Here is a 19,698-nt window from a genome sequence, read left to right on the forward strand (position 1 = left end):
GGCCGACATGCTACAAGGACAACACGTACTTATTACTGGTGGTGGCTCCGGACTTGGGGCAGCGCTGGCGAAGCGCTTCGTTGAAGAAGGTGCGCGCGTAGCAGTTGTGGACATCTCGCTCGAGCGATGCGAAAGCGTCGCCGACGAGATCGGCCGCGAGCACGTCCTGCCGCTCGAGGCGGACGTGACCGACACACACTCGCTACACAAAGCCGTCGACGCTGCCGTGGCGGAGTTCGGATCCCTGGACACCGTCATCGCAAACGCTGGCATCTGGGACTACAACCGTTCCATCACCCGTCTCAACGGCGAAGAGATGAGCGCCATTTTTGACGACGTCATGAACGTCAACCTCAAGGGCTACCTGCTCACCGCGGAAGCTACGTGGCGTCACTTGCTAGCGTCGAACGGTTCGCTGATCTTCACGCTGTCCAACGCATCGACCTACGCGGCCGGCGGCGGGCCGGTCTACACCGCAAGCAAGCACGGTGCCGAAGGCATGATGCTTGAGCTGGCGTACGAGCTCGCCCCGAAGATCCGTGTCAACGGTGTCGGCGTTGGCGGCATGCGCACGAACCTATCCGGCCCCGCGTCCGCTGGCCTGGATGACCGGAAGTTCTCCGACATCATGGACAAGCGCGGCGACGGCGGCAACCCATACCTACCACTCCACGACATTTCTACTGACCCCTATGCATTCACCGGGCCGTACGTGCTGTTGGCGTCCAGGAAAGACGGCGCGAACATCACCGGCGAAGTGATCAAGATTGATGGCGGAATCGCGGCTCGCGGTTTCGCTAAGACTGCCGGAGGCGACAACCTATGTTAATTCGCGGTGTTGAGCACGACGCAAACACTCTCGACGTCAGCCCTTGCTTCCAAGTACAGCGCCATGCTGACTGGCAGCCAGAACGCTTGGCGATGGCCTACGAAGGCCAAGAAATCAATTACGGTGAGTTCCGTGACACCGTAGTCCGCTGGGCGGCACAGCTGAAGGAAGCTGGCGTGAATCCGGGCGATCGCGTCGCTTACTTCGGTATGAACTCCAGCTCCTTCATGTATGGCATGTTTGCGTCCTGGTGGATCGGCGCAGTGTTCATGCCTGTGAACTTCCGCCTGGCTGCGGGCGAAGTCTCGCAGCTGCTGGCGATGGGCAGCCCGAACAGCATCATCGTGGAGGGCACGTTCCTCGACGAGGCAAAGCGCATCTACGGCGTGGAGCGCCACCATGTCCTCGTTGTCGATGACGACGAAGCCGCCCCACCAGAGAGCGATATCCCGCTGTACTGGTCGCGGACCTCGCAAAGCTCCGAGTACGAAACCGTGGCTGTGGAAAAGCCGACGCCACGCACCATGTCTGACTTGGCGCTGCTGCTGTTCACATCCGGCACGACTGGCCTGCCGAAGGGCGCCCAGATCACGTTCGGCAACCTGTGGTGGAACCAGATCAACGTGGACACAGCGATCGACAGCCGCATCGGCGACGCGACGCTCGCGTCCGCCCCGCTGTTCCACGTCGGCGCGCTGAACTCCTTCGCGGTGCGCGCCTTCGGCCGCGGCAACTCGGTTGTGGTGCACCGTACCTTCGACCCAGCCCGCATCTTCAAGGACGTCGCCCAGTACAAGATCGGTTCGGCGTTCCTCGTGCCGGCACAGCTCGAGGCAATGGCACAGCACGACGAGTTCGCTGACTCCGACCTTTCTAGCCTCCGCGTCATCATCTGCGCAGGCGCCCCGGTGCCACCACGGCTGATCCGCACGTACTGGGAACAGAAGGACTCCGTCGTCCAGCAGGCGTGGGGCCTCACCGAGACCTCCCCATTTGCCACCTACCTCCCACCGGCCAGGACCATGGAAAAGCTCGGCTCCTGCGGCATCCCCATGGCGCACACCGAAGTCAAACTGATGGACACCGAAACCGGGCAGCACATCAAGGAACCAGGCGTTCCCGGCGAGATGTGGGTGAAGGGCCCAAACGTGGCCGTCGGCTACTGGAACAACCCTGAAGCAACCCAGAAGGCGTACACCGGTGGCTGGTTCCACTCCGGTGACATTGGCTACTTCGACGAGGACGGATACTTCTTCATCGTCGACCGCCTCAAGGACCTGATCATTTCCGGCGGAGAGAACGTCTACCCCGCCGAGGTGGAGCGCGTCCTCGCCGAACACGACGACATCCTGGCTAACTCCGTCATCGGTATCCCCGACGAGCGCTGGGGTGAAGCCGTCGTCGCCGTCCTGCAGGTCAAGGACGGCAAGGAACTCACCTTGGAAGAAGTCCGCGACCACTGCGCGAACTACCTGGCACGTTACAAGCTGCCAACCCGCGTTGTGCACGTGGATGAAATCCCACGCAACCCGGCAGGCAAGATCAACAAGATCCAGCTACGCCAGGAAGTGCGCGCGATGTTCGGCGAGAATCCCGAGACTGCCAGCCAGTCCGTCGTATCATCGCAAAATCAGCCCGACGCACAGAAGTAAGGAGGCGGAAACGATGCTCGACTACCGCAACATCACCAAATCGCCGCTGAAGCACACGTACCCGTACGGCACCACGGACACCGTGGTGGACCTCGGGACTACCGCGGAAATCAAAGAGACCGTGGCTGAGGTGTTCAAACAGCAGCCGGAGTGCCGGCGCGTCATTGTGCCTGTGCCTGTCGGCGACACCGACGGCGTCATCGCTGCGGAGGAGGCCGGGCTGCGGTACGTCTTGGACGTCACCCAGCGTGATGGCCAAGAGTTCTCCCTCCTGGTTGCTGAACCCGACTGGGTCACCAACCAATCCATGGATATCGACGGACTGGAGTTGAAATAAATGGCCGAACTTAACGAGTTCCAGAAGCGCTGGGCGCACTTCTACCGCGAGGACGGCGGCGTCCAAGACGTGGCACAAACCTTGCGCGTTTACGCCATCGACGGCAACAAGGACCAGGTCAAGCTCGGTATGCCGCTGCACAAGGCAATCGCCCAGCCGGCCGGCATGTTCTCTGCCCCGGCGCTGTTCGGCCAAGCCGACTTGTGCGGCACCTGGCTGGCGATGCAGCAGGTACCAGAAGGCGTATTCCCGCTCGCTGTCTCGGTAGCTGGCAACGTGGTGTCCAACACCAAGGAGGGTGACGCAATCGCTACCGCCTCCATCGTGAGGGCGGGTCGCACCATCATCGTTGCGGACGTGGAGACACACTCGGAGGTCACAGGCGCCATTCTGTCGAAGTTCACCTTCACCTACTCGGTGCCGCGCCCCAAACAGTAACCAAGACGCAAGAGTAGAAAACACCCCAGTCGACGAATCGACTGGGGTGTTTTGCGTAGTAAAACGCCGAAGCTTACGCCTTCTTAGCGAAGTTCTTCACAACGTTGGTGTCCACTGGGACGCCAGGGCCCTGCGTTGCGGAGACGGTGACCTTCTTCAAGTACACGCCCTTCGCAGATGCCGGCTTGAGGCGCAGCACCTCGTCGAGCAGAGCGCCGTAGTTCTCGGCGAGCTGCTCAGCGGTGAAGGAAGCCTTACCGATCAGCGCGTGCAGGTTCGAAGCCTTGTCCACGCGGAACGCGATCTTGCCGCCCTTGGTCTCCTCGATCGCCTTCGCGACGTCGGTGGTGACGGTGCCGGTCTTCGGGTTCGGCATGAGGCCACGTGGGCCCAGGACGCGAGCAACGCGGCCAACCTTCGCCATCTGGTCCGGGGTCGCGATTGCGACGTCGAAGTCGATGTTGCCGGCGTTGATCTGCTCGATCAGTGCGTCGGTTCCGACGATGTCAGCGCCTGCAGCCTCAGCCTTGGTTGCGTTCTCGCCCTCTGCGAACACAGCGACGCGGACGGTCTTACCGGTGCCGTGTGGCAGGTTGACAGTGCCGCGGACCAGCTGGTCAGCCTTGCGAGGGTCGACGGACAGACGCATTGCGACGTCGATGGTGGCGTCGTAGTTCTTGGAGGAGGTCTCCTGTGCCAGCTTGACGGCGTCGAGCGGGTGGTAGAACGCGTCGCGGTCGACCTTTGCCAGCGTCTCGTTGTAGCGCTTGGACTTCTTAGCCATGTTGATTTCCTTTCAGAAAATGGTGTTGTCAGGAAATGTGGTACGCGCCTGGCCGGCGCTCCCACAGACGGTGAGAATTACTTCTCGACCGTGATGCCCATCGAGCGGGCGGTACCAGCGATGATCGCGGCGCCAGCCTCGATGTCGCGGGCGTTGAGATCCTTCTTCTTGGTCTCGGCGATTTCCTTGCACTGATCCCAGGTGACAGAGCCAACCTTCTGGGTGTGCGGGACGCCGGAGCCCTTCTTCAGACCAGCTGCCTTCAACAGCAGGGATGCAGCTGGTGGGGACTTCAGGATGAAGTCAAAGGAGCGGTCTTCATACACGGTGATCTCAACCGGGATGATGTTGCCGCGCATGGACTCGGTTGCAGCGTTGTATGCCTTGGTGAACTCAACGATGTTGACGCCGTGTGCACCCAGCGCAGGACCAACCGGCGGGGCCGGGTTTGCCATGCCAGCCTCGATCTGCAGTTTGATCAGGCCAGTGACCTTCTTCTTAGCCATCGAATTACCTCAATTCCTTGGTACAGTGCGCCCGCCACGATGACGGCAGGAACACTTCCGGATGCCCCGCTTGACGGAGCCACCGGGGAGAACGAAAAAACGTCGCGGGCCTTACGGCACACGCGACGTTCAACTTTACGCCCCCGCGGGGTGCAAACGCAAACGGTTACATGATGCGTTCGATCTGGTCGGCGGTGAGCTCGACAGGGGTTTCACGGCCAAAGATGGACACGAGTGCCTGGATCTTGCCGGTCTCCTCGTCGATCTCCGAAATCGTGGCGGATACGGACGCCAGCGCACCGGACAGGATGGTGACGGCCTCGCCGACCTTGTAGTCGTGGTCGATCTTCTTCGGCGCCGCTTCCTCCGGCATCGCGACGACGGTTTCGCCCTCGGCGTTCGGCTTGGAGTCTTCGCCGGTGACTGGCTCCGTCTTCGGCATGAGGAACTTGGCTACGTCACGGTGCTTGACCGGGGTTGCGTTGCCCTCGTTACCGACGAAGCTGGTCACGCCCGGCGTCTCGCGCACTACGGACCAGGCGGCGTCGTTCATGTCCATGCGGACGAGGACGTAGCCTGGCAGGAGCTTGCGCTTTACAAGCTTCTTTTTGCCGTCCTTGTTCTCGATGGCCTGCTCGATCGGCACGACGACGTCGTAAATGGAGTCCTCCACCTCGAGCGTCTGGATACGCATGTCGAGGTTGGTCTTCACTTTGTTCTCATAGCCAGAGTAGGACTGGATGATGTACCACTCGCCTGGCAGCTTCTTCAGCTCGCGGACGTACTTGCGCAGGCGCGCGCGGTACTCGGAGTCATCGTCAGCCTCCGAAGCACCCGAAGCCTGCGAAACCTCGGCGCCCTCAGCGCCCTCAGCGAGCGGCGACTCGGCCGCGGTGAGGTCGCCCTCCTGCACCGGCTCCTCGACGGCCTCAACGGCCTCGTCTGCCTCTACAGTGGCATCTTCTATCTCCGGATCGGTGGCCTCGGTGACGGCGCCGCCTTCGGCGACCATTTCCTCTTCGGCTTGCAGTTCGGTTTCCTGCTCAGTTGCTTCGATGTCGGCGTTTTCCAGGTTTTCCAGGTTTTCCGGCTCGGTGGTCATGGTGTTTCTCCTTGGTGTGGCAAAAACTAATCCCGCCTTACCTCGAGGTTGAGGTGGCGGGACAATCACTTGTTGTTCATGTTAGCGGATGAACACCCATTGCATCAACATGGTGCCGAGGCGGTCGGTTCCCCATACGAGTGCGGTGAGCACGATGAGGAATGCGAACACGACGAGGGTGTAGTTGAGCATCTGGTTTCCGGTTGGCCAGATGACTTTACGCATTTCCTGGACGACTTCGCCCGGGAAGGCGCCTGGGCCGCCGCCGAGGGACTCTTCGCGGTCCTCTTCCTGCTTGGCGGGCGCGTGCTTCTCTTCGTAGGAAGCGGATGAAACAGAGGAAACCCCGCGCAGCTGGCGCTTGCCGGTGGGCTGTGCTGGGTTGTGTTCTTGCGGATTAGTCAAAAGAACTCCTCTAACTAAAGTTTTGGCAGGGGCGACAGGACTCGAACCTGCAACCTACGGTTTTGGAGACCGTTGCGCTACCAATTGCGCCACGCCCCTAGGACACTGTGAACAGTGCTCCTAACCCTACCACGGGAAACGCGTTTCCCGTTTTGAGGTGAGTAGCGATGGCGAGAATTGAACTCGCGACACAGCGATTATGAGTCGCTTGCTCTACCACTGAGCTACACCGCCATGTGTTTGCCACCACGAGGGCCATACAAACAACAGAGCCCCCTGTCAGAATCGAACTGACGACCTTTTCCTTACCATGGAAACGCTCTGCCGACTGAGCTAAGGGGGCACAGCCTCTATGTTGTGAACTCACCGTCTTGGTGTTTCCGCTCCGTTGAAGCCTTTGAAAGAGTAACCCGGTTCTATCATTGAACGCAAATCGCCAGGTAGCACTAGCTTTTCGACGCCTTCTTCGCACACCTATAACGCAACACCTGAAGATGAAAAAGGCCCGCCCCTCACTGAACGTGAGGGGCGGGCCTTCGGTGCCAGGTAGAAGATTCGAACTTCTGAAGGCGTACGCCGGCGGATTTACAGTCCGCTTCCTTTGGCCACTCGGACAACCTGGCATGCACCGTAAGTGCGTGGACTACTTTACATCAACGTACCATCAAGAACGCAAATCGCGTGGGTAACAGCACTATCCGACGCGTTCGATGGCGTAGGCGGAGACTTGGCGCAGTGCTTGGTTTGCGGGGCCGTCCGGAAGGAAGTCGAGTTCGCGTTCGACGATGTCGAGGTACTCCTGCACGGTGTCGAGTGAGCGCTGGCGTCCCTGCGTTTGGCGGAGTAGCGCGATGGCGCGCTCGACGTCGGCGTCGTTATCGAGTGGGCCGGTGAGCAGGCCGCGGAGTGCTTCTCCGGCGGGCGAGTCTTCTTCGAGGGCGTAGAGTACGGGAAGGGTGAAAACGCCTTCACGGAGGTCGGTGCCTGGGGTTTTCCCGGACTGGGCGCTGTCGGAGAAGATGTCGATGATGTCGTCGACGATCTGGAAGATCATGCCGATGGCGTTGCCCATCCGAGAGCAGCTTTCGACGATGTCGCGCGACGCCCCGGCGTGCAGCGAGCCGAGGTGGGCCGCGGAGGCGATGAGGACGGCGGTTTTGCCGTCGATAACTTTGAGGTAGTGCTCGACTGGGTCTTCGCCCTGGGCGCCGACGGTTTCGCGCATTTGGCCGGTGACGAGGCCTTGGAAGGTGTCGGCGAAGTGTGCGACGGTGGCGGTGTCGATTTCGCTCATCAGCCGGGAGGCGTGGGCGAAGAGGATGTCGCCGGCCAGGATGGCGACGGTGTTGCTCCACCGCATGTTCGCGGAGTCGACGCCGCGTCGTTTCTCTGCTTCGTCCATGACGTCGTCGTGGTAGAGGGTGGCCAGGTGCACCATTTCGGTGATGGTGGCCCCTTTGATGACGTTGGTTGCGCCCGGGTTGGGCCCGAATTCGCTGCAGAGCAGCGCCACGAGCGGGCGGAAGCGTTTGCCGCCGGCGGCTGCTAGGTGCATCACTTTGTCGGTGATGAACGCTTCGCCTTGCTGAAGGCGCTCCCTGAGCAGAGTTTCGACCTCGCCCATGCCTTGGGTCACACGCTCGGTGAGGGCGTCGTCGCCGAGGTCCATGCGAAATCCATGGCGTGGTGACGGTGTTATGCCGTTGGTCATCGATGATGTCCTTGCAGGTTAAAGTACTCATTGCGCCATGCTCGGGGCATGTGCTGCGCGCGGTTAACATCACTAACCGTAGTCCACACCCTCCATTTTTCGCAGTAATGGGGTGTGCCTGCGCTATCTGGCACAATGTGGACTCGTGACTGAGTTTGTTGATTGCGTAGTTGTGGGTGCGGGCCCGTCGGGGGCTACGGCGGCCATCGCCGCCCAGCGAGCTGGGTTTTCTACCTTGCTTCTCGACGCCGCTTCGCCCGGCCGCGACAAAACCTGCGGCGACGGCCTGACCCCGCGGGCGGTGCATACGCTGCGCCGCCTGGGCTTGGAGCACGTACTGCCCGCCTACCGCAACAAGGGCCTGCGGCTGCACGGGTACGGGGGTGACGTGACTGCCCCGTGGCCGGATGGGATGTATGGCACGGAGGGTTCCGCGAGCCCTCGTGCGACGTTTGATGCGGCGTTGGTCGCGGAGGCCGAGGCGGCGGGGGCCACGGTGTGGCAGGACTGCCCCGCCACGGACGTCACGTTCGGCGCGGACGGATTGATCGAGGCGGTGCACACCACGCGAGGTGAGGTGCGCACCCGCTGGGTGATTGTGGCCGATGGAGTGCGTTCGACCTTCGGAAAGCTGTTGGGTCGCACGTGGCACAAAGGGGAGGTGTTCGGGATCGCGGCGCGCTCCTACTGCACCTCCCCGATGTCCGGGGAGCCGTGGATGCACTCGCACGTGGAGCTTCGCGACGACACCGGCACCATCCAGCCCGGCTACGGCTGGATCTTTCCGCTCGGCGACGGCACGGTGAACCTCGGCTGCGGCGCCCTGTCCACGGATGCCCGCCCGGCGCGCGTGAACACGAAGAAGCTGCTCCACCAGTACGCGGACCAGCAGCGTGACACCTGGGCTTTGGGCGAGCCGCAGCAGGTCACCAGCGCCCTGCTCCCGATGGGCGGGGCAGTCTCGAACGTGGCGGGTCCGAACTGGGTGCTCATCGGGGATGCGGCGGCGTGCGTGAACCCGCTCAATGGCGAGGGCATCGACTACGGCATGGAGACCGCCGTCATGGCGGTGGAACTGCTGCAGGAGGGCAACGACTGCACGCTGGCGTGGCCGCTCATCCTGCGGGAGGCCTACGGCCCGGCGTTCGCGTTGGCGCGCACGGCGGCACGTCTGCTTACCTACCCGCAGTTCTTGCCGGTGGCGGGCCCGCTGGCGCTGCGCGGGGTGGCAGGACGCCACCTGATGCCGGCGGCGGCACGCCTGATGGGCAACCTGGTCACCGAAGAAGACACGGACCTGATTTCGCGTGCGTGGCGCGCGGCCGGACGCGCGGTGCCGGTGAACGCGCCGCTGTGGGACGCTACGCTGTAGGCTTCACGGCGCTGTGCAGCGCCACAATGCCGAGCGAGAGGTCCTGCCAGCCGGCGCCTGCCCACCCGTTGTGGTTGATGGCGGCGGCCAGCTCTTCTTGGTGCGGCCACGCCCGGATGGACTCGGCGAGGTACTCGTAGGCTTCTGCGTTGGAGGAGAACACCTTCGCCAGCAGCGGCAGCGCCACCGGCAGGTACTGCTTGTACAGGGTGCGGAAGCCGGGGACGATGGGCGTCGAAAATTCGTTGACCAGAAGGCGCCCGCCGGGCTTGGTCACGCGCGCCATTTCGCGCAGGCCCGCCTCGAAGTCGTAGACGTTGCGCAGGCCGTAAGAGATGGTCACGGCGTCGAAGGTGTTGTCGGCGAACGGCAGGTGCATCGCGTCGCCGACGACCTTGGGCACGTCGCGGTCGCGACCGGCGGCCAGCATGCCCTGGGAGAAGTCGCAGGCGACGACCCACGCGCCGGACTTCGCCAACTCCACGGTGGACACGGCGGTGCCTGCGGCGAGGTCGAGCACCTTCTCCCCCGGCTTTAGGTTGAGGCGCTCGCGGGCGCGCCTGCGCCAGTACTTGTCCAGCCCGAAGGACAACACGGTGTTGGTGATGTCGTACTTCTCGCCGACGCCGTCAAACATGCCCGCTACGTCGAAGGGCTTCTTCTCCAGATCTGCCTTGGCCATAACGCTCTACTGTAGCGCGCGCTGTGCCTGTTCGTAATACTCGACGAGTTGCCGGCACAGCGCCTCCCACGTTTTGCCGGAAGTGGACTCGCGGGCCGCGACCCGAAGGTCCTGCCACCTGATCTCGTCGAGGCACCACGCGACGGCGTGGGGCAGTTCGGTGGTGAACGTGGGGACGTCGAGAAGGAGGCCGTTGGTGCCCTCGGCGATGAGGTCGATGGGCCCACCGGCGCGCGGCGCGATGGTGGGCACCCCGCTGGCCTGGGCTTCTTGGATGGTTTGGCAGAAGGTTTCAAACTCGCCGGGGTGCACGAAGACGTCGAAGCTGGCGTAGGCGCGGGCGAGCTCCTCGCCGGTGAGCGGGCCACAAAACACCGCGCCCGGCAATACAGCGCGCAGCTCGTCGGCCTCGGGACCACCGCCGACGATCACCACCTGCAGGTCCGCGCGGCCGCAGAGTGGGGCGAGGCGGTGCACGCTCTTCTCGGCGGCGAGGCGGCCGACGAACCCGACGATGCGTTTGCGCCCGCTCGGGTCCCAAGTGCGGCGCAGCTCCTCGCTGCGGCGGCGGGGGTGGTAGAGGGTGGCGTCGACACCTCGGCCCCACGTGTGGACGCGCTCGATGCCGTGCCTGCGCAGCTGCTCCACCGCTGCCGACGACGGCGCGAGCGTGAGCTGGCACGCGTTGTGGAGACGCCGCGTCCAGTCCCACGCGAGCTTCGCCAGCGCCGGCAGGTGGTACTTCGTGGCGAACCCGGCCACATCGGTTTGGTAGAGCGCTACCGCGGGTACCTTCAGCTGGCGCGCGGCGAACGCGCCGGCCGCCCCGAGCACGAACGGGCTGGCCAGGTGCACCACGTCCGGCTGAAAGGAAGTGAGCGCGGCGCGCACGGCACTGGTGGGAACCCCGATGGGCAGCGAGTTGACCATCGGCACGCGCACGGTAGGCACGCGCACCACGCGGAAGCCCCGGTAGTCGGGGATTTCCTCCTGGTGCTCGCGGGCACCGGGGGCGATCACGAGGGCGCCGTGCCCGCGTTCGCGGAGGTGGTCAAGCACGCGCAGGACGGAGTTGGTCACCCCGTTGACGTTCGGCAGGAAGGACTCGGCGACGATGGCCACACGCATCCGCTACGCCTCCCCCTCGTTCTCCCCGCGTACGAAGCGGCCCACGCCCTTCCACGCCGCCGCGGCCACCAGTGTCGCCACCACCGCGACGGACAGCGCAGGGATCAGTGACAGCGTCCAACCGCGGCCCTCAACCTTGACCAGGTCAGGGTCGGTGCGCGAGTACGTCACCCACACCTGCTGTCCCTCGCTAAGCCCGGTTGGGTACAGCAGGCCGGTCGCGGGCGAGTGGGTGCGCCCGCGGTCGTCCTGATATTCCACGGCGGTGCGGATCTTGCTCACGCCGGTCACGGTGGCGAGGCCTCGTCCGGGGTCGCGGGCGATGCGCCAGTCGTTGATGGCTGGCCCTGCGACCATCGCGAGCACGCCGATCATCGCGCAGGTGTACAGCGCCAGCACGAGCTGCTGGGCGCGGCGTTTCCAGCGGATCACTTCTGCAGCCGCTGCGCGAGTGCTCGCCGGGTGGACCGTGTGGTGCACGCTTCCACCACGGTGATGGGGTTGGGCTGCGTCTCCAGTTCAAGCAGCACCTCGTGCAGTTCGGCGAGGGTTTCGGCGCGGCGGTAGTCGACACCGTAGGCTTCCGCCAGCTTTTCGACGTCCACTCCGTGCCTCGTACCAAACGCCCTCTCGAAGTCGTCCCGGACGGACTGCGCCCCGACCTCCAACGTTTCGAAGATGCCGCCGCCGTCGTCGTTGGCCACCACGATGGTCAGGTTGCCTGGGTGCGGCTCCCCCGGCCCGATGAGGAGCCCGCCGGCGTCGTGGAGGAACGTCAAGTCTCCCATGAGTGCGACGGTGCGCGGTGCCCGGATCTCGTCCGGGTGGAGGCGCTGCGTGGCAAGCGCGACGCCGACCGCCTGGGAGACGGTGCCGTCGATGCCTGCGGCGCCGCGTGGGGAGACGGTGGGCACGCCGTCGAACGGCATGCCGACGAAGGAGGCGTCCCGCACTGGGTTCGACGCCCCAAGCACCAGCGTGTCCCCCACCCCGAGGGTGTCGCAGACAGCAGCGGCGACGTGCATGCCGGTGAAACCGTAGTCGGCATCGGCGAGCGCGTCGCGTACCGTGTTCGCGCCGACGCCGCCCGCGGCCTCACAGATGGTGATCCACTGCTGGCGCGGCTGCCCAGTTGCGTTGACGCGGGAGCCACGCAGCTGCGGGTTGCCCGTGAACGTGTCGGTGCGCGAAATGCCGATCACCGTGATGTCCGGGTCGGCGAGCAGCGCCATCACGTCGCGGTGCAGTGTCGGGTGCCCAACCACGATGACCTGCTCCGGCTTCGTCGACGCGGCGAAATCGCCGCCGTCGTGGCTAATCGAGACCTCGCTCTGCGCGAAAAAGCGCGCCTCCAACGGGTGTACCTGGTGGAACGGGGTCGGCGCGGTCGGCTCCGCGATAGTGGGCACGTGCTCCAACCCGGGCACGTCCCAGGCCTCGTCGCCGGCGATGACCAGCGTGTCCTTCGTCAGGTCGACATCCACGGCGCCGTGGTCACGCCACGCCGGCTTCGTGGACAGGCGGCCCGGGCCCACCCGGCGCGGCTGCCCCACCGGCTCCGGCAACGCCTCCGGCACCAGCGGAGTATCCAGAGCCACGTTCACGTGCACCTGGGCGTCGCTAAAGTCCAGCGCGCGGGCATCCTCCACTGTGGTGACCTGCTGAGTGCGCGCGTAGTGGCCAAAAATGCCCTGCTGCCAAATCGTCTGGGAGGCCCCGGTGCCCACCATCCACTCGGGGCGGTCGGCACTGATGACGGCCAGCGGCACGTGCGCCATGTGCGCCTCCACCATGGCGGGCAGCGTGTTGGCGACAGCGGTGCCGGACGTCATCACCACGCCGACGTGGCGGCGCTGCACGCGCGCCATGCCGAGGGCGGCAAAGGAGGCGGAGCGTTCGTCGATACGCATGTGGACTGTGATGTCCCTGCGTGCGAGCAGCGCGTACGCGAGCGGCGAGTTACGCGACCCGGGGCACATCACCACATCGGTGACATGCTTCGAAAGCGTCTCGGCGACCTGGTAGGCAATATCCATCGAGTTCATGGCCACCTACCTTACTGGCCTTGCAGCGCGCTCTCCGCGCCGGAGACGATGTCGTCGAACAGGCCGCGCAGCTCGGTCGGCACCTCGACGGCTGGCTCGGTCGGTGCCACGGTCTCCCCGCTCTCCCCACGCCCCCGGTCCGGCAGCAACTTCGGCCGCTTCGTCGTCGTCTCCGTGACTGTCTCCGTGACAACGGAAGTCGCGGTCACCGTCGAGGTCACCGGCGGCTTGTCCGCCTCCGCTGCGGCGCTGCGCCACAGGAAGAACAGCACCGTGCCAGCGCACAGTGCGATAGCAAGGGCAATCCCCAGCCCGATTGCGAGACCATTGGAGCGCTGCGGCTCCGGCTCATAATAGGACTGGGGTTCGTAATAGGCTTCCGGCTCGTAGTACTGCGTTTGGTGCTCCGGGTCCGGGAAGTACTGCTTTGGACGTTGCTGGTTATCCATGCTGCTAGCGTACCGCTAGAGCACCAAACCAAACACCGGCACGGCCAGGAAGTAGGTCACCACGGTGATCAGGCCCAGGGAGATGATGTTCAGCCACAGGCCGCCCTTGAGCATCTCGCTCATGGTGACGTAGCCCGAGGAGTACGCGATCGCGTTCGGCGGCGTTGCCACCGGGAGCATGAACGCACACGTTGCGGACAGCGCCACCGGGATGGCCAGTAGCAGGATGTTCATCTCGGTTGCCTCGGTCAAGCCGATACCAACCGCGACACCACCCATGATCGGGAGGAAGGTTGCGGCGGTTGCCGTGTTCGAGGTCAGCTCGGTCAGACCGAGCACCAGCGCGGCGACAGCCATGATGAGGAGGATCGTCGGCAGCACAGCGAGGCCCTTTGCGGCTTCACCGATCCAGAGTGACAGGCCGGTGGAGGTGAACATCGCGGACAAGGACAGGCCGCCACCGAAGAGCAGCAGGACGTCCCACGGCATCTCGTTCGCGGTCTCCCAGTCCATCAGGCGCTTGCCTTCCTTCGTGCCAGGCACGATGAACATCAGCAGGCCGGCAATGATGCCGACGATGGCGTCGTCGTACGGGAACTCCCAGCCGAACTTCTTGATGCCAAGCGGGATGAAGATCCAAGCGAGTGCCGCGATCAGGAAGATGATGCCGACGGCCACCTGCGGGAACGTCCAGGCACCCAGCTTGCGGTACTCCTCATCGATGAGCTCCTTACCGCCGGGGATCTGGTCGATCTCAGGCTTGAACACGTTGATGAGGACAACCCAGGCGATGACGGTCAGCAGGATCGCCATTGGCATACCCACCAGCATCCACTGGCCAAACCCGATCGTGATGTCGTGTGCTTCCTTCATGTAGCCGGCCAGCAGAGCGTTCGGCGGTGTACCAATCAGGGTGCCGAGCGAACCGGTGGAGGCGGAGTACGCAATCGCCAGCATGAGCGAGGTGGCGAACTTCTTCTGGTTCTGCATGCCGCCCACGGAGTCGGCAGTCAGGGTCAGCACGGAAACACCAATCGGGAGCATGACCACGGCCGTTGCGGTGTTCGACACCCACATGGACATGAAGCCAGTGGCCAGCATGAAGCCCAGGATGATGCGCTTCGGGCTCGTACCCACAATGCGCACCACCACCAGCGCGAGCCTGCGGTGCAGGTTCCAACGCTGCAGGCCAAGCGCCATGAGGAAGCCGCCCATGAAGAGGAAGATCGTGGCGGATGCGTACGGCCCGGAGACCGCGCTGAACTTCGCCACGCCCATCACGGGGAAGATCGCGATCGGCAGCAAAGCGGTGGCCGCCAGCGGGATCGCCTCGGTCATCCACCACGCCGCCATCAGTACCGTGGTCGCGGCGACGACGCGCATGACGTCGGCGTCGTAGGTCGTTTCAGGGTCGGCCCCCGAGGACTGGCTCACGGTGTCAGCCGCGCTGGCTGGGAAGATGTAATACACCAGCACAGCGAGCAACACGCCCGCAATCAGCCCAATGAGTTGACGGCGCCACTCGCCCGGTTCCGGCGACTTGGCAAGCTCACCGTCAGAAAGTGCAGAGGATTCGTGCATCACGGGAGTCGACATTTTCGATCCTTTCGAACAGGATTCACACAACAGCTAAAAAGGTGATCTTTCACACCCCGACATGGGAGACGTTACGCGCTCACACATCAAATGTCGCAAGAATGCACAGATTAATCAAACATTTCCACCCCCGTCGGGTCGTGTTATTACCCCCGCATGGTGTCCATGCAGTCCCGAACGCGCTGAAACCACCAGTCGCGACGTTCCGCGGGAGCCCGCAGTTCGTGAAGACGCGCCGGATCGGGGGTAACAGGGGCGACCCCCAGACAGCCATCGACGAGCGGTCGCGGCGTTGCGACGTCCTCTACGAACAACCGCTGCGTAGCCAATCCCGCCGCGCGTGAATCCGCAACACACGCCGCCACCAGCCCCGCGTACATCCCCACCGCGGTATCCAGGGCGCTGGCCACCGTCACATCCATCCCCAGGTCTCGCTTCAGCGCTAGCAGGCGGCGCACTCCCCCGAGCGGCGCAACCTTCAGCACGGCCACGTCCGCCGCGCCCAGCTCGGCGACACGCAACGGGTCAGCGGTCCGGCGTATCGACTCGTCCGCCGCAATCGGCGTACGCACCCGCGCCCGCACCTCCGCGAGCTCCTCCACGGACGCACACGGCTGCTCAATGTACTCCAGCTCCCCCAGCGCTTCGGCGGCGCGCACCGCCTCCTCGACGCTCCACCCCCGGTTCGCGTCCACGCGCAGGGTCGCGTCGGGGCGCAGCTCGCGCACACGCTCGACGCGCGCAACATCGTCGGCAAGGGTTTGACCAGCCTCGGCCACCTTGATCTTGAACGTCCCGATCCCCGGGAAACGCTCGAGGACCTCCTCCACCTGCGCGGCATCCACCGCGGGCACCGTGCCGTTCACAGGCACCAGGCCGGAGGCCTCAGGCAGGCCCTCGAACGCGGCCTCCAGGCCGGAGCGCAACCACTGCGCGGACTCCTCAGGGCCGTACTCCACAAAAGGGGAAAACTCGCCCCAGCTGGAGGGGCCGTCGATAAGCAGGGCCTCGCGCGTAGTAATCCCGCGGAACTTCACCGCCATGGGCAGGGCTACAACGTGGGAACGCTCGAGGACCTCGTCAACAGAAGGCAGAACGAAAGGCATACGGCCAGGCTAGCGCCGACCGAGCACCAGCGCGACAGGGCCCGACGTGCACGCCCCGCGCGAGGGGCAGCCACCGCAGCCGCCCGCACAGGAGTCGTTGAGGGCGCGGCGCTGCACTTCGCCGGTGGCCTCAAGGTGGGCCATGACGGCATCGATAGTCATGGGCGACAGGTTGGTGCGGCGCGCGATCTCCTCGCGGCTCACGCAGCCTTCGCGCAGCGCGTCGAGCACAGCAGACATCGGGCCGGCCATCAGAAGAACACCTTCAGCACCTGGAACGCACCGACGGCCAGAGCCCACGCCATCGCCATCTGCAACACGACGCCGAACATCGTCCACTTCAGGCCGATCTCGCGGCGCTGCGCAGCAAGCGTGGCGACGCACGGCGTGTACGCCAGCAAGAAGAGCATGTACGCCCACACTGCTGCCACGGCATGCCCGCCCGAGGCCTGGTTGAAGTCTTCACGGATCGCCTGGCTCAGTGGCGAGTTGCCATCGCCTTCCTCGGGCTCCTCCAGTGCGTAGGTCTGCGCCCAGCTCGAAATGACGGCCTCCTTGGCCACGAAGCCGGTGATCAGCGGGCCAGCCAGGGACCAGGAGTCGAAGCCAGCCGGCGCGAAGACCGGGGCAATCGCGTCAGAGACGGTGCCATACACCGACTCCTGCGGGGCCACCTCGCCGAACTCTGCTTCGGAGGTCACCGGGGTGGACTGCAGCGCCCACACCACGACGACAGTCGCGACGATGATCTTGCCGGCAGTCTCCAGGAAGCCGCGCAGGCGAGCCCACATCACCGACAGCGCCAGGCGCGCGCCCGGCAGCTGGTACACCGGCAGGTCAATGACCAGCGGCTCGGTGCCCATCGTGGACCACAGCGCCTTACGAAGCGCCAAGCCCGTCAGCACGACAAGCAGGATAGAAATGACGTACATCGCGAAGACGACGGTGCCCGCGTGGTCCGGGAAGAACGTCGCAGCCAGCATGACGTACACCGTCAACCGCGCACTGCAGGACGTGAACGGCACCAAGAGGGCCGTCATCAAGCGGTGACGCGGATCCCCCATCACGCGCGTCGCCGAAATCGCCGGCACGTTACAGCCGAAGCCAACAATGAGCGGGATGAACGCCTTGCCAGGCAAGCCCATCGCACGCATCACACGATCCGCAACGACGGCCGCGCGCGCCATATAGCCAGAATCCTCCAGCACAGCGAGACACAGGAACATCAGCGCCATCAGCGGCGCGAACGTGAGCACCATGCCCACGCCGTTAATGAGGCCGTCGACGACCAGCCCTCGCAGCCAGCCGATATCTGGCAGCACCGCGAGCGCCGCATCAGAGACCGGGCCGCCGAAGAATGCCTCCAGGCCATCCTGTAGCGGCTTCGCCACCGTGGTTGTGATCTCGAAGACCAGCCACATCGCCACCAAGAACATCAAGGGGCCAAGCACCGGGTGCAGCGCGAAACGGTCCAGGCGCTCGGTGAAGGTCTGCTGGTGGCCGGTGTCGGTCGCAGCAACTTCGACGGCGGCGTCGACCCAGGCGAAGCGGGCGTCGGCAAGCTCGAAGTCATCAGTGGTAGCCACTGGGCGCAGGGTGACCGCTGGTTCGGAGAGTTGGGCGTCGATAACTTCGCGCAGACCGCGCACATCCCTCTTACGCGGATCGACCGCGACCACGGGCAACCCAAGCGCGTTCTGCAGCGCCGCCGCATCCACCGCAATGCCCTCCGCGCGGGCCACATCCATCTTGGTCAACGCAACCACGATGCGGTACGGCGTCTCCGCGAGCTGCGCCACCATATACAAACCACGCGCAAGGTTCGCCGCATCAACGACGACCACCACCGCATCCGGACGCTCCGCCGGGCAACGCTCCAGCAGCAGCTCGCGAGTGAGCTCCTCGTCAGGGCTCTGCGGATCCAGCGAGTAGGCGCCAGGAAAATCAATCACGTTATAGGAACCCGCCCACACGCCGCGAGAAATCTCCACGGAGGTGCCAGGCCAGTTGCCCATCTTCACGTTCGCGCCAGTCAGCGCATTAAACAAGGTGGACTTGCCGGCGTTCGGAGCTCCGATCAGCGCGATGGTGGGCTCGCCCTTGACGGCGGTATCTGCGTGCGGCCCGCAACACGACGGAACCTGGGTGAAATCGGCCATGGCTATGCCACGCTCACCTTGATGCCACGCAGCGCGTCAGCGCTGAGGGCGTAGCGGGAGGTTGCCACCTTGATCACGCGGCCACCACCAGCCGTGGACTGCATGATGCTCACGCGCTGGCCTGGGCGAAGACCAAGCTCCTGCAGGCGACGCGCGGCCGTCGGGGTGGTGTCAAGCGCCACGATAACGGCGCTGTCGCCGACGGGGATGCGGGCGAGGGTGCCCTCGGCAGATTTGGTTATCAGACTCATACGTTTGATTTAACTCCGAGCATATTAGGTAAGCAATGCCTTATACAGCGGTTGCCTCCCTGTGGGGGTGCCCCGAGCTGCCGTCGGCACCGTAGACTACGAAGCCATGAGCTATTCCACTGCGCAACCATTCGACCCAACCCAATGGCGCGAGGTCGAAGGTTTTGACTTCACCGACATCACCTATCACCGACACGTAGGGACCACGCGCGCCGACGGCATCGTCCGCATCGCCTTCGACCGCCCCGAAGTACGCAACGCGTTCCGCCCCCACACCGTCGACGAACTCTACCGGGCACTCGACCACGCCAGGCGCGACCCTTCTGTGGGCGTGGTGTTGCTGACCGGCAACGGGCCTTCCGAGAAGGACGGCGGCTGGGCGTTCTGCTCCGGCGGCGACCAGCGCATCCGTGGCCGCTCCGGCTACCAGTACGCGGGCGGCGACACCGCCGACACCGTCGATGAAGCGCGCGTCAAGGCCGAGGGCGGACGCCTGCACATCCTTGAGGTCCAGCGCCTCATCCGCACCATGCCCAAGGTGGTCATCGCGGTGGTCAACGGTTGGGCCGCCGGCGGCGGACACTCGCTGCACGTCGTGTGCGACCTGACCATCGCCTCTCGCGAGGAGGCCAGGTTCAAACAAACCGACGCCGACGTCGGCTCCTTCGACGCCGGCTACGGCTCCGCCTACCTGGCCAAGATGGTGGGTCAAAAGTTCGCCCGCGAGATCTTCTTCCTCGGCCGCACCTACTCTGCCGAGGAGATGCAGCGCATGGGCGCCGTCAACATCGTCGCCCCGCACGCTTCCTTGGAAGAGGAGGCCATCCAGGTCGCCCGCGAAATCAACGGCAAGTCCCCCACCGCGCAGCGCATGCTCAAATTCGCCTTCAACCTTGTCGACGACGGCCTCATGGGCCAACAAGTCTTCGCCGGTGAAGCAACCCGCCTCGCCTACATGACCGACGAGGCCGTCGAAGGCCGCGACTCCTTCCTGGAAAAACGCGAGCCCCGTTGGGACGACTTCCCGTTCTACTACTAGGTAGGTATGTGACCTAGCGGTTTTCTCCCCTTCGTGCCCCTTTGAAATAGTTCCCGCCGCCGGGGAACTATTTTGCGTTTGGGGCCGGTTCCGGTCGACCAACGGTT

At 64.4% G+C, this 19,698-nt stretch carries 21 protein-coding genes and 4 tRNA genes; 6 read left to right on the forward strand and 19 right to left on the reverse strand.

The features are described 5' to 3' along the window. The first annotated feature begins 7 nt into the window (after positions 1-7). From JMN37_RS02955 to JMN37_RS02970, 4 genes are read left to right on the forward strand one after another with little or no spacing between them, the layout of a single operon-like run. Positions 8-829, forward strand: coding sequence for an SDR family NAD(P)-dependent oxidoreductase (locus tag JMN37_RS02955; protein WP_070477503.1), 822 nt, complete (start codon positions 8-10; stop codon positions 827-829). Further along, on the forward strand, positions 823-2,481 hold the full coding sequence (locus JMN37_RS02960) for an acyl-CoA synthetase (RefSeq protein ID WP_070363139.1): 1,659 nt from the start codon (positions 823-825) through the stop codon (positions 2,479-2,481). The genes JMN37_RS02955 and JMN37_RS02960 overlap by 7 nt, the downstream gene beginning before the upstream one ends. Before the next feature lie 13 nt (positions 2,482-2,494). Continuing rightward, positions 2,495-2,818, forward strand: coding sequence for a hypothetical protein (locus JMN37_RS02965; protein ID WP_070363140.1), 324 nt, complete (start codon positions 2,495-2,497; stop codon positions 2,816-2,818). Next, the gene (locus tag JMN37_RS02970) at positions 2,819-3,256 is read left to right on the forward strand and encodes a PaaI family thioesterase (RefSeq protein ID WP_070363141.1); all 438 of its coding nucleotides are present in this window, start codon (positions 2,819-2,821) and stop codon (positions 3,254-3,256) included. 73 nt (positions 3,257-3,329) lie between these two features. Here JMN37_RS02970 and rplA read toward each other — a convergent pair whose 3' ends face one another. The 9 genes from rplA to JMN37_RS03015 all read right to left on the reverse strand — a co-directional run bounded on the left by rplA (position 3,330) and on the right by JMN37_RS03015 (position 7,764). Continuing rightward, positions 3,330-4,040, reverse strand: coding sequence for a 50S ribosomal protein L1 (gene rplA / locus JMN37_RS02975; protein WP_070477499.1), 711 nt, complete (start codon positions 4,038-4,040; stop codon positions 3,330-3,332). Positions 4,041-4,117: 77 nt separating this feature from the next. Beyond that, on the reverse strand, positions 4,118-4,546 hold the full coding sequence (gene rplK / locus JMN37_RS02980) for a 50S ribosomal protein L11 (protein WP_070363143.1): 429 nt from the start codon (positions 4,544-4,546) through the stop codon (positions 4,118-4,120). A gap of 166 nt (positions 4,547-4,712) precedes the next feature. Continuing rightward, the gene (gene nusG, locus JMN37_RS02985; protein WP_252930987.1) at positions 4,713-5,648 is read right to left on the reverse strand and encodes a transcription termination/antitermination protein NusG; all 936 of its coding nucleotides are present in this window, start codon (positions 5,646-5,648) and stop codon (positions 4,713-4,715) included. 81 nt (positions 5,649-5,729) lie between these two features. Continuing rightward, positions 5,730-6,053, reverse strand: coding sequence for a preprotein translocase subunit SecE (gene secE / locus JMN37_RS02990; protein WP_252930988.1), 324 nt, complete (start codon positions 6,051-6,053; stop codon positions 5,730-5,732). 23 nt (positions 6,054-6,076) lie between these two features. Next, a tRNA-Trp gene (locus JMN37_RS02995) sits at positions 6,077-6,152 on the reverse strand. Positions 6,153-6,215: 63 nt separating this feature from the next. Further along, positions 6,216-6,287, reverse strand: a tRNA-Met gene (locus JMN37_RS03000). Positions 6,288-6,323: 36 nt separating this feature from the next. Continuing rightward, a tRNA-Thr gene (locus JMN37_RS03005) sits at positions 6,324-6,396 on the reverse strand. Between the two features lie 197 nt (positions 6,397-6,593). Beyond that, a tRNA-Tyr gene (locus tag JMN37_RS03010) sits at positions 6,594-6,676 on the reverse strand. A 71-nt stretch (positions 6,677-6,747) separates the two neighbouring features. Continuing rightward, entirely contained in the window at positions 6,748-7,764 is a 1,017-nt protein-coding gene (locus JMN37_RS03015; RefSeq protein WP_252930989.1) for a polyprenyl synthetase family protein, read from the reverse strand. Between the two features lie 145 nt (positions 7,765-7,909). Between JMN37_RS03015 and JMN37_RS03020 the strand changes: the two genes are divergently transcribed. After that, a complete protein-coding gene (locus JMN37_RS03020; protein ID WP_252930990.1) occupies positions 7,910-9,136 on the forward strand; it encodes a geranylgeranyl reductase family protein in 1,227 nt (408 codons plus the stop codon). Here the strand turns inward: JMN37_RS03020 and JMN37_RS03025 are convergent. The 10 genes from JMN37_RS03025 to JMN37_RS03070 all read right to left on the reverse strand — a co-directional run bounded on the left by JMN37_RS03025 (position 9,126) and on the right by JMN37_RS03070 (position 18,552). Further along, the gene (locus JMN37_RS03025) at positions 9,126-9,818 is read right to left on the reverse strand and encodes a demethylmenaquinone methyltransferase (RefSeq protein WP_071569437.1); all 693 of its coding nucleotides are present in this window, start codon (positions 9,816-9,818) and stop codon (positions 9,126-9,128) included. The genes JMN37_RS03020 and JMN37_RS03025 overlap by 11 nt on opposite strands. Before the next feature lie 6 nt (positions 9,819-9,824). After that, entirely contained in the window at positions 9,825-10,946 is a 1,122-nt protein-coding gene (locus JMN37_RS03030; protein ID WP_252930991.1) for a glycosyltransferase family 4 protein, read from the reverse strand. 3 nt (positions 10,947-10,949) lie between these two features. Further along, positions 10,950-11,375 (reverse strand): DUF3592 domain-containing protein, encoded by a 426-nt coding sequence (locus JMN37_RS03035; protein ID WP_370295903.1) that lies wholly within the window; start codon positions 11,373-11,375, stop codon positions 10,950-10,952. Next, positions 11,375-12,991 (reverse strand): 2-succinyl-5-enolpyruvyl-6-hydroxy-3-cyclohexene-1-carboxylic-acid synthase, encoded by a 1,617-nt coding sequence (gene menD, locus JMN37_RS03040; RefSeq protein ID WP_252930992.1) that lies wholly within the window; start codon positions 12,989-12,991, stop codon positions 11,375-11,377. Before menD ends, JMN37_RS03035 begins: the two co-directional genes overlap by 1 nt. Positions 12,992-13,002: 11 nt before the next feature. Next, complete coding sequence (locus JMN37_RS03045) at positions 13,003-13,440, reverse strand: hypothetical protein (protein WP_252930993.1); 438 nt, start codon at positions 13,438-13,440, stop codon at positions 13,003-13,005. Between the two features lie 15 nt (positions 13,441-13,455). Next, positions 13,456-15,036, reverse strand: a complete 1,581-nt coding sequence (locus JMN37_RS03050) for an SLC13 family permease (protein WP_252930994.1) — start codon at positions 15,034-15,036, stop codon at positions 13,456-13,458. A gap of 146 nt (positions 15,037-15,182) precedes the next feature. Next, positions 15,183-16,142, reverse strand: a complete 960-nt coding sequence (locus JMN37_RS03055; RefSeq protein ID WP_252930995.1) for an o-succinylbenzoate synthase — start codon at positions 16,140-16,142, stop codon at positions 15,183-15,185. 9 nt (positions 16,143-16,151) lie between these two features. Then, complete coding sequence (locus tag JMN37_RS03060; protein ID WP_252930996.1) at positions 16,152-16,394, reverse strand: FeoC-like transcriptional regulator; 243 nt, start codon at positions 16,392-16,394, stop codon at positions 16,152-16,154. Then, positions 16,394-18,301, reverse strand: a complete 1,908-nt coding sequence (gene feoB / locus JMN37_RS03065; RefSeq protein WP_252930997.1) for a ferrous iron transport protein B — start codon at positions 18,299-18,301, stop codon at positions 16,394-16,396. The genes JMN37_RS03060 and feoB overlap by 1 nt, the downstream gene beginning before the upstream one ends. Positions 18,302-18,303: 2 nt before the next feature. Further along, positions 18,304-18,552 carry a FeoA family protein gene (locus tag JMN37_RS03070; protein ID WP_252930998.1) on the reverse strand — a complete coding sequence of 83 codons (249 nt, stop codon included), beginning with the start codon at positions 18,550-18,552 and terminating at the stop codon, positions 18,304-18,306. Positions 18,553-18,658: 106 nt separating this feature from the next. Between JMN37_RS03070 and JMN37_RS03075 the strand changes: the two genes are divergently transcribed. Beyond that, positions 18,659-19,591 carry a 1,4-dihydroxy-2-naphthoyl-CoA synthase gene (locus tag JMN37_RS03075; RefSeq protein ID WP_252930999.1) on the forward strand — a complete coding sequence of 311 codons (933 nt, stop codon included), beginning with the start codon at positions 18,659-18,661 and terminating at the stop codon, positions 19,589-19,591. The last annotated feature ends 107 nt before the right edge of the window (positions 19,592-19,698 follow it).

The organism is Corynebacterium lipophilum, assembly GCF_024102595.1.
Classification (GTDB): Bacteria; Actinomycetota; Actinomycetes; order Mycobacteriales; family Mycobacteriaceae; genus Corynebacterium; species Corynebacterium pseudogenitalium.